The sequence below is a fragment of the Aestuariivirga litoralis genome (genome assembly GCF_003234965.1).
Taxonomy (GTDB): Bacteria; Pseudomonadota; Alphaproteobacteria; order Rhizobiales; family Aestuariivirgaceae; genus Aestuariivirga; species Aestuariivirga litoralis.
Genome location: NZ_QKVK01000002.1, coordinates 51440 through 66104, shown reverse-complemented (window position 1 = coordinate 66104; position 14665 = coordinate 51440). Strand labels below are relative to the sequence as shown.

Sequence of the window (14665 nt, the reverse complement as noted above, 5' to 3'; positions counted from 1 at the left end):
GCCGCGCAACGGCCGCCCCTTTTCATTTGAACATCCGGAGCATCATGCTCGAAACCCTGAGACCGCCCGCCCTGCCGCTCGACGTGCTTCAGGCCTTCGCGCTGCAAGCCTATGGCCTGGCCGGCACATGGTCGGCGCTGGAAGGCGAGCGTGACCAGAATTACCGCTTGAGCCCGGCAGACGGCCGCAGCGCCGTTTTCAAGGTCTGCCACCCGGCAGAGGGTGACGCCGTGCTGCGGTGCCAGGCACTGGCGCTCGAGCATATTGCCGCGGCAGATCCGTCGCTGCCAGTGCCGCGCCTCGTTCGCACCCGCGACGGCGAACTGCTGGGCAGGCTCGTTCACGATGGCGTCGACTACCCGGTCATGGTCCTGTCGTGGCTCGATGGCCAGGTGCTGGGCGGCGAGACGCTGTCCCGCGACAGCCTGTTCGATCTCGGCCAGTTGCTGGCTCGCCTCGGTCTGGCGCTGCGCGGCTTCGTTCATGGCGCACCCGCCGGGCGCGACCTCGTGTGGGACACGCGCCATGTGCTGCGGCTCGCAGGCGAGGTCGACAATCTTCCGGCAGAAGACCGCGCGCTTGCGCAGGACATTCTCGCCCGCCATGAGACCGTGACCATGCCGGCGATGCGGCGCATGCGCAGCCAGATCATCCATGGCGACGTGCACCCGCACAATGCGCTGGTCGATGACCGGGGCCGCGTCTCCGGCATCATCGACTTCGGCGACATGGTGCATGGACCGCTGATCCTCGACCTCGCCAATGCGGCAGGTGATTTCCTTTCGCCCGGACAGGACAGTGAAGAGACGCTGTTCCAGCTGGTGCGCGGCTATTGCAGCGTGACGCCGCTGGAGGAAGCGGAGGCCGACGCGCTGGTCGATCTCATCGAGGTTCGCCTGTTGATGACGCCGCTCATCGATGCGCTGAAGGCCTCGAACGGCATCGCATCGCAGGGCTATTTCCAGGCCTTCAACAGCCGCAGCATGCCGATGATCCGGGCCATGCGGGCTCTCGGCCGCGACAGGCTCAGGGGCCTGGTGCGGCGCGCCGCGGCCTTCCCCACAGTTCCGCCGCAGCACCCGAAGACGGCGGCGGAGGCGATCGCGCGCCGCCGCAAGGTGATGGGCGAGAAGCTCTATGTCTTCTACGATCCGCCGCTGCACATGGTGAAGGGCGAGGGCGTCTGGCTCACGGCGTCCGACGGCCGGCGCTATCTCGACTGCTACAACAACGTGCCGCATGTCGGCCATGCGCACCCTTACGTGGCCGAGGCCATCGCGCGGCAGGCCCGCACGCTCAACACCAACACCCGCTACATCACCGACCAGGCGCTGGAATATGCCGAGCGGCTGACGGAACTCGCGGGCGAGGGCCTCACCTCTGTGACCTTCGTCAACTCGGGCAGCGAGGCGAATGACCTCGCCTGGCGCATGGCCAAGGCCTTCACCGGCCACACGGGCGGGCTGTGCATGGACTTCGCCTATCACGGCGTGAGTGAATCCATCGACGCCTTCTCGCCGTCCAATGCGCCGGACCACTGGAATGCAGCGCATATCCGCCAGCTGCCCGCCCCCGACGTCTATCGCGGCCCCTATGGCGAGCGGGAAGGGGATGTGGGTGCGCGCTATGCCGCGCTGGCGGAGCCGCTGATCGCCGACCTGCAGGAGAAGGGCCTCGGCGTTGCCGCGCTGATGGTCGACTCGGCCTTCATGACCAACGGCATTCTCGATGCGCCGGCAGGTTACCTCCAGGCTGTGGTGGACCGTGTCCACAAGGCGGGCGGCCTGTTCATCGCGGACGAGGTGCAGTCGGGCTTCGGCCGCATGGGGCCGTCCTTCTGGGGCCACCGCCACCATGGCGTCACGCCGGACTTCATCACCATTGGCAAGCCGGCGGGCAATGGCTATCCGCTGGGCGTGGTCATCACCAGGCCCGAGATCCTGTCACATTTCCTTCAATTCGGGCCGTTCTTCTCCACCTTCGGCGGCAACAACGTGGCCGGTGCGGCAGGGATGGCGGTGCTGGACGTGATCCGGGACGAGAGGTTGCTCGAGAATGCGCGTGACGTGGGGGCCTATTTCCGTCAGGGCCTTGCCGGTCTCATGCAGAAGCACGCGCTGATCGGCGACGTGCGCGGCGTGGGCCTCGCCACGGGCGTCGAACTGGTGCATGACCGTAGGTCAAAGGCACCCGCGGGTGACGTGATGGCGCGCCTCCTGAACCTGATCCGCGACGAGGGCGCATTGATCGGTGGCGAGGGGAAACTGGGCAATGTGCTGAAGATCCGGCCACCCATCGTGTTCAGCCGCGCCAATGCCGATTTTGCGGTTGCGGCGGTGGACAGGGCGCTCGCCCGGCTATAGCCGGGGTTGCCGTCACGTGCCGTGCTGGGCTAGCTTCAAAGAAAAACGATTGAAGGGGGAGTGAACGCATCTTGGAGAACTGGAAACAGAATCCGCGGGTCTTCTGGACCCTTGGCATACCGCCCTCGCTGTGGCTTCTGGCCTTCTTCATCATCCCGCTCGGCTTCCTTTTCGTCATGTCGTTCAGCGACAAGGCTGTCGTCGATGGCCAGGTGTCGATCACCGACTATGCCTACCTGACCGGCATCACCAACTACATCCGCGCCTTCGATCCGCTTTATCTCGGCATCATGTGGAAGTCGGTCTGGATCTCGGCGCTTGCCACCGCGCTCTGCCTGCTCACCGCCTATCCCATCGCCTTCGGCATCTGCTTCGCCAAGGACAAGTGGAAGCCGCTGCTCCTGCTGCTCGTGGTGCTGCCCTTCTGGATCAACCTGCTCATCCGCACCTATGCACTGATCGCGGTGTTCCGCACCCAGGGTTATGTCAACAAGATCCTCGGCGTCGTGGGCCTCGGGCCCTATGAGATGCTCTACAACAACTTTGCCGTCATCTTCGGCCTGGTCTATGTCTACATGCCCTTCATGGTGCTGCCGCTCTATGCCACCATCGAAAGGCTGGACAAATCCTACCTCGAAGCCAGCCTCGATCTCGGCGGCTCGCAATTCCAGACCTTCATGCGTGTCACCGTGCCGCTCACCATGCCGGGCATCATCTCCGGCATCATCCTCGTCTTCATTCCCTGCCTCGGTTCCTTCCTCACGCCCGACCTGCTCGGCGGCGCCAATGCGCTGATGATCGGCAACGTCATCGAGCGCCAGTTCAAGGCGGCGAATGACTGGCCCTTCGGCTCCGCGCTCTCCTTCCTGCTGATGTATGCGACCTTCGGTGCGCTGGCGCTCCGCTATCTCCTCACACTGCGCAGCAAGGGAGTGGATGTCTGATGGCCGCCCAGCTGAAACCGGGGCAGGGCCCCCTCGACTATGGCAGCCGCACCTGGCTCAAGGTGCTCTTCGCCACCATCTTCTTCGTGCTCTATGCGCCCATCATCACGCTCGTCGCCTTCTCCTTCAACACCGACAAGCGCGGCGTCGTCTGGCGGGGCTTCACGCTCGACAACTATGCCAAGGCCTGGAACAACGCCTCGCTGATCGAGGCGCTCACCAATTCGCTGGTGATCGCGCTCATCGCCACGGTCTTCGCCACCGTGCTGGGAGCGCTCACCGCATTGCTCATGTGGCGGTTCCGCTTCCCCTTCAAGGGCGCCTATGAGGGATTCATGGCGCTGCCCATCGTGATCCCTGAAATCTGCATGGGTGTGGCGCTTCTGCTGTTCTTCGTGAACTCGGGGATGATGGAATTCTCGGTCAACATGCCGTGGCCCCTGAACCTCGGCAACATCATCTTTGCCCATGTCACCTTCTGCTTCCCCTTCGTGGCCGTCGTCGTGCGCTCGCGCCTCGTCGGCTTCAACCGCCAGCTCGAGGAGGCTTCGAAGGATCTGGGCGCCAGCGAATGGCAGACCTTCTGGTCGATCATCGTGCCCTACATGAAGCCCGGCCTCATCGCAGGGGCGCTGCTTGCCTTCACACTGTCGCTCGATGATTTCGTCATCACCTTCTTCACCTCGGGTCCGGAGACCGTCACCTTCCCGGTCAAGGTCTATTCTCTCGTGCGCCGCGGCGTCTCGCCCGAGATCAACGCGGCCTCAACCGTGCTGATCGTCATCACCGTGGTTGCCACCGTCCTCGCAATGAAGCTCCAGGCGCCGCCCAAGGCGGACAAGGGTTGAACATCATGTCAGACGCGATCGTCTCCATCCGCAACGTCACCAAGGCCTTCCCCGGCGGCGTCACCGCCGTCGACAATGTCTCGCTCGACATTGCCCAGAACGAGTTCTTCGCACTCCTCGGCCCCTCGGGCTGCGGCAAGACCACGCTCCTGCGCATGATCTCGGGGCTCGAGACGCCCACGGGCGGCCAGATCATCATCGGCGGCGAGGACATGGCCTATACGCCGCCCAACAAGCGTCCCACCAACATGGTGTTCCAGTCCTATGCGGTCTTCCCGCACATGACGGTGGAACAGAATGTCGGTTACGGCCTGAAGGTCACGGGCGTCGCGTCGGACGAGATCAAGCGCCGCGTCGGCGAGGCACTCGAGATGGTGAAGCTCACAAAGCTCGCGACCCGCAAGCCGGACCAGATGTCGGGCGGTCAGCGCCAGCGCGTGGCGCTCGCCCGTGCCCTCGTGAAGCGCCCCAAGGTGCTGCTCCTCGACGAACCGCTCTCGGCACTGGACGCCAAGCTGCGCGACGACATGCGCATGGAGCTGACGAGGCTGCAGGAAACCGTCGGCATCACCTTCATCATCGTGACCCATGACCAGGACGAGGCCCTCTCCATGGCAAGCCGCATCGCCGTCATGGACCGTGGTGCCGTGCAGCAGGTGGCAACGCCTGCCGAACTCTATGAACATCCGAAGAGCCGCTTCGTCGCCGACTTCATCGGCAAGGTGAACCTCATCGATGCCCGCGTGCACCGCCAGATCGGACGCAAGATCGACTGTGAGCTGAAGGGCGTGGGCCGGATGGAACTCGCCAGCGACAACCTGGTCGGCGGCCAGGTCGCTGTTGCCGTGCGGCCTGAGAAGCTCAAGATCGCCACCGCGGAACCGGCCAGCGCCATCCGGGTCCAGGGCAAGGTGCGTGACGTCGCCTATTACGGCGACACCAGCCACGTCGTCATCGAGGCGGCCGACGGCCTCAACCTGTCGGTCAATGTCCAGAACGACACGCGCCTCGGCGGTTCGGGCGTGGAGCGCGGCCAGAATGTGTGGGTGCACTGGGCACCCGAAGATTCCATCGTCCTCACGGAGTAGTTTTTCATGTCGCTCGAGATGAACCCCAATGGCCCGTTCCCGGGCGACAGCGCCTTCCGCCGCGACCAGCTGAAGGGCACGCAGTGGGAGCCGACCTATGCCGGCGCGCTCTCGTTCATGCGCCGCAAGTATTCGCGCGACCTCAAGGGCGTCGACATTGCGGTGACGGGCATCCCCTTCGACCAGGCCGTCTCGCACCGCTCCGGCACGCGCATGGGACCGGAAGGCATCCGCAAGGCCTCGGCCGAGAATGCCTGGGGCCCCTTCTGGCCGTGGAACTTCGATCCCTTCGACACACTCGCCGTCGTCGACTATGGCGACTGCTTCTTCGACTGGGGCCGCAAGGAGAATTTCCCGCAGCGGCTGGAAGACCACGCGACGGAGATCATCTCCTCGGGCGCCGAAATGATCTCGCTGGGCGGCGACCACTACGTCACCTATCCGCTGCTCAAGGCCCACGCCAAGAAGCACGGCCCCCTGTCGCTCGTCCATTTCGATGCGCACCGCGACGTCGAGCCCGATGACGGCGGCCGCATCGACCACGGCACCATGTTCGGCTATGCCGTGAAGGAAGGCCTGATCGACCCGAAGAAATCGGTGCAGATCGGCATCCGCACGGTCTTCGCCGGCGAGCGCACCTATGGCTTCAAGATCGTCTATGCCGACGAAGTGCATGAGTCGACGCCCGCGCAATTGGCGGAGATCATCCGCAAGGTGGTGGGTACCAACAAGGCCTACCTCACCTTCGATATCGACTGCCTCGATCCCTCCGTGGCACCGGGCACCGGCACGCCCATCCCCGGGGGCTTGAGCTATCACCAGGCGGCATCGATCATCCGCAAGCTCACCGATGTGAACTTCGTGGCAATGGACGTGGTGGAAGTGTCACCGCCCTATGACCACGCCGACATCACCTCGCTCGCGGCCTCATCGCTGATCATGGAATATCTCTGCCTCAAGGCCTGGCAGAAGGGCGCGCGGGCCGTGCCGTTTGCGGAGTGAGCTGCTCTCCACCTCCCAAAGTTCCATCATGCCCGGGCTTGTCCCGGGCATCCTTTTTGCTGCCACCAAAAAGGATCGCCGGGTCAAGCCCGGCGAAGATGAAAAGGGGAGCGAGCGAACGTCCGGAGGGCGCGCCTACTTCACCAGCCCCAGCGACCGGTCCTTGTTGCGCACCGCATAGCCCGCCTGCTGCGGCCAGTTGCCGTAAGTGTCGCCCGTCAGCAATTCACGCATCGCATGCAGCGGCCAGTTCGGGTCATCCAGCGCCTGGCGGGCCAGCGCGATCAGGTCGGCCTGGCCATTCTCGAGGATCCGCTCTGCCTCTTCCGCCCTGGTGATGAGGCCCACGGCGGCGGTTGGAACATCTGCGCCCCTGCGCACGGCCTCGGCGAGCGGCACCTGGTAGAGCGGACCCACCGGAATCTTCGCACCATCGAAGCCGCTCGATGTGCAGTGCACGACGTCATAGCCGATGGCCTTCAGCGCCTTCGCATAGGCGACGCTCTCCTCCACCGTCACGCCATCCTCGATCCAGTCGGTGACCGAGATGCGCACGAAGGCGGGCTTGTCCTTGGGCCAGGCGGCGCGCACGGCCCGCGCCACCTCCAGCGGGAAGCGCATGCGGTTCTCGAGGCTGCCGCCATATTCGTCGGCCCGCTTGTTGGCGACGGGCGAGAGGAACTGGTTCAACAGGTAGCCGTGGGCCGAATGCAGCTCGATCATGTCGAAGCCCGCCGCATCGGCGCGCTTCGTTGCCGCCACAAAGCCATCGCGCACCCGCGCAAGGCCCGCCGCATCGAGCGCCTCGGGAACCGGATAGGAGGCTGTGTGCCGCTCCGCCGAGGGTGCGACAGACGTCCATGCTTCGAAGCCCAGCACGGCCTTCTCGGCCTCGGTTTCGTTGAAACCGCCGCGCCACGGGATCGGCGCATTGGCCTTGCGGCCGGCATGGGCCAGCTGGATGCCGGCCTTCGCGCCATTCCCGTGCAGGAAGTCGACGATGCGCTTCAGCGGCGCGATCTGCGCATCCTCCCACAACCCGAGGCAGGCGTAGGAGATGCGGCCCTCCGGCGTCACCCCCGTCGCCTCGACGATGACGAGGCTGAAGCCCCCCAGCGCAAAGCGGCCGAGATGCACGAGATGCCAGTCATTGGCCATGCCATGCCGTGCGGAATACTGGCACATGGGCGCCACGATCACCCGGTTCTTGAGCGTCATGGAGCGATAGGTGACGGGGGAGAACAGCTTGCTCATCAGCTCAATGCATCCTTCAGGCGGTAATACATCATGGCGGCGGCGAGCAGGGGCACGCGCACCGGGCCGCCGGGGAAGGGCAAGTGCCGCACGCGCGACAGCAGGTCGAAGCGCTCCGCCGTGCCGCGCACCGCGTCCGCCATCAGCTTTCCATACATGCCCGCGAGCGCCACGCCCTGGCCTGAATAGCCATGCGCATAATAGGCAGTGGGGCTGAGGCGGCCGCAGTCCGGAATGCGGTTGTGGGTGATGGCGATGTAGCCGCCCCAGGCGAAATCCACCTTCGCATCGCGCAGCTGCGGGAAGATCTTCACCATGGACGCCTTCATTTCGGGCGCGAGATGCGCGGGTTCGCGCGTGGTATAGCTCGCCTTGCCGCCGAACAGCATGCGCGTGTCCGGCGTGAGGCGGAAATAGTCGACGATGAAGTTGGTGTCGGCCACCGCCTCGCCGTCGCGGATCAGCGCGCGGGCGCGGTTCTCGCCCAGGGGCTCGGTCGCGATGATGTAGCTCGTCACCGGCAGCACCTTGCCATAGAGCTGCGGCACGAGGCGGCCGAGATAGGCATTGCAGGCGATGATGACGAAGCGCGCATTCACCTTGCCATGGGCGGTGCGCACGAAGGGCTTCGAGCTGGTGTCGACCTCGATCGCAGGAGAATGTTCATGGATCGCCGCGCCCGCCTCCGTGGCCGCCCGCGCCAGGCCGAGGCAGTAGTTCAGCGGGTGGAAATGCCCCGCACCGCCCTCGCGCAGCGCCCCATGGTAATGCCGCGTGCCGAGTTTCTCCTCCAGCGCCGCCGTGTCGAGGATCTGCGTGTCGGTGTAGCCCAGCGCATCCCACTCGTCCTTCCACTCCCGCAGCCCGTCCATGCGGCCGGGCTTGGGAAGCACGTGCAGGTAGCCCCAGCGCAGGTCGCAGTCGATCTTGTAGCGGTCGATTCGATCCACCAGCAGGCGCTTGGAGTCTTCCGCGATGGCAAAGCACTTGCGGGCATCGTCCCGGCCGAGCTGCGCTGCGATCTTGTCCTGGCCGGAGGAAAATCCGGTGCAGATCTGCCCGCCGTTGCGGCCGGAGGCGCCGTGGCCCACGGTCTCCGATTCGAGCACCACCACCCTGTGGCCGGCTTCTGCCAGCTCCACGGCGGCCGAAAGCCCCGTATAGCCCGCCCCGACGATGCACACATCGGCGGAAATTTCGCCTGCGAGAGGCGGGTAGGCGGGGGAGGGGGTTGCGGTGGCCTGGTAATAGCTCGGGGCGAAAATGGATTTCGTCATGGTGGAAAGGGTTTAGCGGCCCCCCTTTTGTTTGGTCAAGCTTCCGCGCTACATTGGGTTGTTTCAACAAGACCTGGAATATCATGACCCAATCGCGATTTGAGGAATGGCTGAGCGAGCACAAGATCAGCGAGGTGGAATGCCTCGTGGCCGACATGAACGGCACCGCGCGCGGCAAGATTCTTCCGCCCAAGAAATTTCTCTCCGGCAACCGCTCCCGCGGGCTGCGCATCCCCGAGGAAGTCTTCACCCTCACCATCAATGGCCGCTACACGCAGGACACGCGCGCCGTGTCCGACAGCGCCATCGACATCTACATGAAGCCCGACGTCGACACGATCCGCTTCGTGCCGTGGTACCAGGAGCCCACCGCCCAGGTGATCTGCGATGCCTTCCACCTCGATGACCGGCCGGTGGAGATCTCGCCCCGCCACGTGCTGAAGCGGGTGCTGCAGGCCTACAAGGACAAGGGCTGGAAGCCGGTGATTGCGCCGGAGCTCGAATTCTACCTCGTCAAGAAGAACATCGACCCGGACTATCCGCTCGATGCCGCCGTCGGGCGCTCGGGTCGCAAGGAGCCGGGCGGCCAGGCCTATGGCATCGACGCCGCCAACGACTTCGATCCAATTGTCGAGGACATCTATGATTTCTGCGAGGCGCAGGAACTGGACGTCGACACGCTGAGCCACGAAAGCGGCCCCGCACAGCTCGAGATCAACTTCAACCACGGCGACCCTCTCGAGCTTGCCGACCAGGTCTTCCTGTTCAAGCGCACCGTGCGCCAGGCCGCGCTGAAGCATGACATGTATGCGACCTTCATGGCCAAGCCCCACCAGAACGAGCCGGGCTCCTCGATGCACATTCACCAGTCGGTGATGGACATCAAGACCGGCAAGAACATCTTCGCCAGCAAGGACGGCTCGCCCGCCAAGCTGTTCCTGAACCACATTGGCGGGCTGCAGCGCTATCTCGCGGCGGCCCTGTCATTGTGCGCGCCCAACGTCAACTCCTACCGCCGCCTCGTGCCTGATTCGGATGCTCCGACCAACGTCCACTGGGCCATCGACAACCGCACCGTCTCGCTGCGCGTGCCGTCGTCGGACCCCTCCAACACGCGCGTCGAGAACCGCGTGCCGGGAGCGGATGCCAATCCCTATCTCGCCTTCGCGGCTTCGCTGGCTTGCGGCTATCTGGGCATGGTGGAGCGCATCAAGCCGTCGGAACCGGTGGAGGGCTCGGCCTACCGCTATGCCCACACGCTGCCCATCAGCCTCGATGAGAGCCTCGACAAGCTTAATTATACGAAAGCCCTGAAGCAGGTGCTGGGCGAGAAGTTCTGCGAGGCCTATAACGACGTCAAGTACGAGGAAATGCAGAACTACCGTCGCGTGATCAGTTCCTGGGAGCGCGAATTCCTTCTGCTCAACGTGTAAGGACCGGAACGACGATGCGGACGGCGACGAGACTTTTCCTTGCAATGCTGTTGTGGGCAGGTCTTGCCGCCGTTGCCAATGCGCAGGCGGCCAGCCCGCCGGCCATCAGTGCGGCGATCGCCGATGTGCTGAACTCCGGCGAACGCCTGCCGCTTCCGCTGGAGCGCATCCGCCCCGCGCTCATCGCCCATTACGTCCGCGACCAGGGCCCGGTCTACTGGGTGGGAACGGGGCGCATGACGCCGTTCCTGCAGCGCCTTGCCGATGCCGGTGACGACGGGCTGAACCCTGCCGACTACCCCATCGATGCGCTGATCCAGCTGCGTGACACGATCGACCCGGCGGACAGCGACAGCGCAGCCCTTGCCGAACTGTTCTTCACCGCCTTCTACGTGAACTACGCCACCGATCTGAAGATCGGGCGCCTCACCCCGCAGAAGGTCGACCCGAAGAACTTCCGCAACCGCAAGACGGTCGACGTTCTCGCCATCATGACCGGGTTTTCGGCGCAGCCGGAGCCGGATGATTTCCTCGATGCCTTCGAGTCGCACAATCCGCACTACCAGGCGCTGAAGAAGATGCTCTCGCTCTATCGCGCGCGCGCCGAGTCCGTCGACTGGGATGCCATCGCCATGGGTGCCGACATCAAGCCCGGCGCCAGCGACCCGCGGGTGCCTCAGATCCGCGAGCGGCTGATGCTGACCGGTGATCACCCCGGCGGCGGCGAGGAGTTCGGCGACGTCTATGATTCCTCGACCGTGCTGGCGGTGCGCAGCTTCCAGCTTCGCAACGGGCTCGAGGCCAAGGGCCTGGTCGGCAAGCAGACCATCCTCGCCCTCAACATCCTGCCCGAGGACCGCGCTCGCCAGATCATGCTCAACATGGAGCGCTGGCGCTGGATGCCCGAGGATCTGGGCCAGCACCACTACATGGTGAACCTCGCCGCCTTCGAACTGAACGAGGTGCAGGACGAGGACATCGTCGACCGCATGGATGTGGTGATCGGGGCCGTGGCCACCCAGACGCCGGAGTTCTCGGACGAACTTGAATATGTCGAGATCAACCCGACATGGACCGTGCCCTACTCCATCGCCACGGGCGAGATGCTGCCGAAGCTGCGGCGCAATCCCTCCGCCTATGCCGGCGATTTCGAGGTCTTCATGAACGGCAAGCTCACGTCGTGGAACGGCATCAACTGGAATGCCTATGGCAAGGGCAACTTCCCCTTCACCTTCCGCCAGAAGCCGGGGCCGAAGAATGCGCTGGGCAAGGTGAAGTTCATGCTGCCAAACCCCTACAACATCTATCTCCATGACACGCCGGCCAAGGACAAGTTCCTCGCCACCACCCGCGCCTTCAGCCACGGCTGCATCCGTCTGTCGCGCCCGATGGATCTCGCCGATCACCTGGTGGGCGACATTGCCGGATGGCCGCAGCAGAAGATCGATGCCGCCTTCGCCAGCGGCAAGACCACGCGGGTGAAGCTGCCTGAACACATTCCGGTGCACCTGATCTATGCCACCGCCTTTGAGGGTGACGGCGGCAGCATCGAGTTCCGTCCGGACATTTATGGCCGTGACCGCAAGCTCGATGCCGCGCTGAATGGCAAGCCTTCCAGCTGATCCGTCCGGGGCTCAGGGCCCCATCTGCAGCTTGACGATGGCTTCCGCGGCCTGCGGGTTGCCGGCCGCCGCGGCGCGCTGATACCACAGGATGGCCTGGTCGCGGTTCGGCGTGCCGTTGTTCGCGGCGAGTGCCGCGAGCACCAGCGGATCATGGCTGCGCGCAATGCCGAAGGCAGCCGCGGCGGAGCCATCATTGCCCCACGCGCGTTCATAGCTGCGCAACGCCATCTTCACATCGCCGCTTCTGAACAACTGGTCGCCCCTGGTGATCAATTCCTGCGTCTGTGCCGTTTCCGGAACGGACAGCGCAACGCCCACGCTCTGCGGCGGCGGGATGGCGGCGGGCCGTGCGGGGTCCGCAGCGGCCGGCGCGTTCGGCCGGGCCTCCGCGGTGGTTGGCGTCATCTGGCCGGGGGGCGGCGCGGAGGTCGGTTCCACAACCACGTCCTTCAGCGCCACCGTCATCGTCTTGACCGGGGCGGCCAGTTCACCGGTCTTCGGCTCGAATGCCGCCACGGCAAGGTCAATCTGCGGATCGTCCGTCTGCGGAACGACCAGCTTCACATTCTTGATGTCGGCGAGTGACAGCGTCCAGACCTGGTCGTCCTGGCGGCGGCCGGAGGTCAGGTAGGCGCCTTCCGGCACGCCGGAAATCTTCAGCAGCATGTCATTGCCGAGCCCCGCGGGCTCGGCATGGAGCGCCAGCGGAATGAAGCTGTTGGTTTCCCCCGTCACATCGGCGACCTGCAGCGTGGCGGTGGCAATCGGCTTCTTGTCGATTACGGTGTCATGCTGGCTGGCGGCCTGCGACAGTTCCAGCTTGGGTGCCAGTGGTGCTGCCTGCGCCTCGGCAGGCGGGGCAACGGCGAGGGCCTGTAACCCCGCGGGTGCGAGCCCACCTGGAACAAACCCGCCTTGAACAAGCATGCTGAGCGCCACGGCGCCGCCGCCCGCCATCACCGCGGCGGCGGCGGCGATGGCGATCGTCTGCCCAACCGTGAAGGTGCGGGGCGTCCGCATGGGCGGCGGCTCCGGCTCCGCCGCGCGCGCCATGAAGCGGGCCGGGCGGGGCTGCGTCATGATGCGGTCACGGTAACCGGGCGGCGGAACGGGTCGAACGCCGTTCTCGAAGGGGTGTTCGGGCAAGCCGCGCTGGCGGCGGTAGCGGGCGAGGATCTCGTCACGGGTGAGTTGCTCGCCCGTGGCGCTCAGGATCCATGAGGGCTGGAGCCTTGCCTGTCCGGCGGCTGCAGGGGGCGGGCGGCGCAGCGGCTCGCGCGGCGGCAGGCGTGGCGCCTCGCTTGCGGGCTGGCCGAGGACGTCGCCGAGCCCCGTCTCGGCCTGCGTTGCCGCGTCGCCGGGCGAGGCTTCATCCTCTTGCCGGTTGGGGGCTCCGTAGGAATGGCTGTCATCAGTCATGATCTTGCTCCCGATCGGCGATCGCATGCCCGGTTTCACCCAGGGCACGTCACCGCACGTGCGTTCGACAATCCGGAGGAGGAGGTGGCCGGCGCCGCGCGCCTCTTCCGTGCGCGCCGAAGCGTCTCCGCAATGATCCCCTGCCTGCTCCGATGGTGGGCGGCTGTCCTGCGCTTTCACAACGCCGTGACCCGCCCACCGGTTCGGACCGTGCAGGGGGAATGTGGCCATGAGCAGGCGAGAATATGGATTCTCGCTTCTCAGCGTTGCGAAATGTCCCGGTATTCGCGGGGTTCCGGTCCGTCATAGAGCGTCAGTGGACGGATCAATATGTTGTTGTGCAACTGCTCGATGCACTGCACCGTCCATCCCGGCACGCGGCCCACGGCGAAGATGGGCACGAAGAGATCCGGCGAAATCCCGTTCAGGTAGTAGATGACGCCGGAATAGAAATCCACGTTCACATTCACGCCGAAGCGTGCATAGGGCTTCATCGCATCCACTACCGCCTGCAGGATGGCGAACCACTTGGGCTCGCCCATCTCGCGCGACAGGGTTTCAACCCCGTCGCGCATGTGGCGGGCGCGCGGGTCCTCGGTGCGGTAGACGCGGTGGCCAAAGCCCGTCACGGCCTCGCCCGCGGCGCGCTTGGCCTTGACGTATGCGGCGGCCCGCTCCGGTTCGCCGATCTCCTGCGCCATGCGCATCACGTCCTCAGCCGCACCGCCATGGGCGGGGCCGGAAAGCGCGGCGATCGCCGCCGTCATCGCCGCATGCAGCGTCGCCTCGGTGCCGATCACCACCCGCGCGGTGAAGGACGAGGCGTTGCTGCCATGCTCGGCATGGAGGATCAGGTCACGGTCCATCAGCTGCGCGCCCTGTGGCGAAGGCTTGCGGCCGGTGATCATCCACAGGAAATTGGCGGCATGCGAGAGGGCCATGTCGGGCTCGGGTACCGCGCGGCCGTTGCGGATCGCCTCATGTGCCGCCACGATCATCGGCACCTGCGAGGCAAGCCGGATGCCCTTGTCGCGCGTCGCGTCGATGGAATTGTCATAGGTGTCCGGCTCGAAGCCCGCGAGCGCCGAGACGGCGGTGCGCAGCACGTCCATCGGATGGGCCTGCTTCATGGTCTCGATCACGGCAAGGATTGGTGCTGGCAGCCTGCGTGCGGCCTTCAGCTTGGCATCGAAAGCGGCGAGCTCTGCGGTGCTCGGCAGTTCACCATGGAGAAGCAGGTAGGCCGTTTCCTCGAAGCTCGAGTGCTGGGCGAGATCATGGATCGAATAGCCGCGATAGCGCAACTCGCCCGCCTTGCCGTCGATGAAGGTGGTGCCGGAGCGCTCGAAGTAGACGCCCTTGAGGCCACGGTGGATTTCGATCTTTTCTTCTGCTGACATGGCCGTCCCATT

Annotated in this window: 11 protein-coding genes; 7 read left to right on the top strand and 4 right to left on the bottom strand. The window is 65.2% G+C overall.

The window, feature by feature from the left end; genetic code table 11:
* Nucleotides 1-44 precede the first annotated feature (44 nt).
* The 5 genes from DK847_RS04290 (at nt 45) to speB (ending at nt 6245) form a co-directional block, all read left to right on the top strand.
* The gene (locus DK847_RS04290) at nt 45-2363 is read left to right on the top strand and encodes an aminotransferase class III-fold pyridoxal phosphate-dependent enzyme (RefSeq protein ID WP_146256039.1); all 2319 of its coding nucleotides are present in this window, start codon (nt 45-47) and stop codon (nt 2361-2363) included.
* Between the two features lie 71 nt (nt 2364-2434).
* Entirely contained in the window at nt 2435-3307 is an 873-nt protein-coding gene (locus tag DK847_RS04285; protein ID WP_161957144.1) for an ABC transporter permease, read from the top strand.
* Nucleotides 3307-4155, top strand: coding sequence for an ABC transporter permease (locus DK847_RS04280; RefSeq protein ID WP_111196408.1), 849 nt, complete (start codon nt 3307-3309; stop codon nt 4153-4155). Before DK847_RS04285 ends, DK847_RS04280 begins: the two co-directional genes overlap by 1 nt.
* Nucleotides 4156-4160: 5 nt before the next feature.
* Entirely contained in the window at nt 4161-5243 is a 1083-nt protein-coding gene (locus DK847_RS04275; protein ID WP_111197236.1) for an ABC transporter ATP-binding protein, read from the top strand.
* Nucleotides 5244-5249: 6 nt separating this feature from the next.
* Complete coding sequence (speB, locus tag DK847_RS04270; protein ID WP_245414521.1) at nt 5250-6245, top strand: agmatinase; 996 nt, start codon at nt 5250-5252, stop codon at nt 6243-6245.
* Between the two features lie 135 nt (nt 6246-6380).
* Here speB and DK847_RS04265 read toward each other — a convergent pair whose 3' ends face one another.
* On the bottom strand, nt 6381-7499 hold the full coding sequence (locus DK847_RS04265) for an NADH:flavin oxidoreductase/NADH oxidase (RefSeq protein ID WP_111196407.1): 1119 nt from the start codon (nt 7497-7499) through the stop codon (nt 6381-6383).
* On the bottom strand, nt 7499-8776 hold the full coding sequence (locus DK847_RS04260; RefSeq protein WP_111196406.1) for an NAD(P)/FAD-dependent oxidoreductase: 1278 nt from the start codon (nt 8774-8776) through the stop codon (nt 7499-7501). The genes DK847_RS04265 and DK847_RS04260 overlap by 1 nt, the downstream gene beginning before the upstream one ends.
* A gap of 83 nt (nt 8777-8859) precedes the next feature.
* Between DK847_RS04260 and DK847_RS04255 the strand changes: the two genes are divergently transcribed.
* Both DK847_RS04255 and DK847_RS04250 read left to right on the top strand, forming a co-directional pair.
* Nucleotides 8860-10209, top strand: coding sequence for a glutamine synthetase family protein (locus tag DK847_RS04255; protein WP_111196405.1), 1350 nt, complete (start codon nt 8860-8862; stop codon nt 10207-10209).
* A 14-nt stretch (nt 10210-10223) separates the two neighbouring features.
* Entirely contained in the window at nt 10224-11831 is a 1608-nt protein-coding gene (locus tag DK847_RS04250; RefSeq protein WP_111196404.1) for a L,D-transpeptidase family protein, read from the top strand.
* Nucleotides 11832-11843: 12 nt separating this feature from the next.
* Here DK847_RS04250 and DK847_RS04245 read toward each other — a convergent pair whose 3' ends face one another.
* Nucleotides 11844-13253 (bottom strand): hypothetical protein, encoded by a 1410-nt coding sequence (locus tag DK847_RS04245; protein ID WP_146256038.1) that lies wholly within the window; start codon nt 13251-13253, stop codon nt 11844-11846.
* A 260-nt stretch (nt 13254-13513) separates the two neighbouring features.
* Nucleotides 13514-14653 carry a citrate/2-methylcitrate synthase gene (locus tag DK847_RS04240; protein WP_111196402.1) on the bottom strand — a complete coding sequence of 380 codons (1140 nt, stop codon included), beginning with the start codon at nt 14651-14653 and terminating at the stop codon, nt 13514-13516.
* Nucleotides 14654-14665 lie beyond the last annotated feature (12 nt).

Bases quoted from the DNA above. Each gene is read 5' to 3' on its own strand.
- DK847_RS04290 (WP_146256039.1), top strand. From the start codon at position 45: ATGCTCGAAACCCTGAGACCGCCCGCCCTGCCGCTCGACGTGCTTCAG.
- DK847_RS04280 (WP_111196408.1), top strand. From the start codon at position 3,307: ATGGCCGCCCAGCTGAAACCGGGGCAGGGCCCCCTCGACTATGGCAGC.
- DK847_RS04275 (WP_111197236.1), top strand. From the start codon at position 4,161: ATGTCAGACGCGATCGTCTCCATCCGCAACGTCACCAAGGCCTTCCCC.
- speB (WP_245414521.1), top strand. From the start codon at position 5,250: ATGTCGCTCGAGATGAACCCCAATGGCCCGTTCCCGGGCGACAGCGCC.
- DK847_RS04265 (WP_111196407.1), bottom strand. From the start codon at position 7,499: ATGAGCAAGCTGTTCTCCCCCGTCACCTATCGCTCCATGACGCTCAAG.
- DK847_RS04260 (WP_111196406.1), bottom strand. From the start codon at position 8,776: ATGACGAAATCCATTTTCGCCCCGAGCTATTACCAGGCCACCGCAACC.
- DK847_RS04255 (WP_111196405.1), top strand. From the start codon at position 8,860: ATGACCCAATCGCGATTTGAGGAATGGCTGAGCGAGCACAAGATCAGC.
- DK847_RS04250 (WP_111196404.1), top strand. From the start codon at position 10,224: ATGCGGACGGCGACGAGACTTTTCCTTGCAATGCTGTTGTGGGCAGGT.
- DK847_RS04245 (WP_146256038.1), bottom strand. From the start codon at position 13,253: ATGACTGATGACAGCCATTCCTACGGAGCCCCCAACCGGCAAGAGGAT.
- DK847_RS04240 (WP_111196402.1), bottom strand. From the start codon at position 14,653: ATGTCAGCAGAAGAAAAGATCGAAATCCACCGTGGCCTCAAGGGCGTC.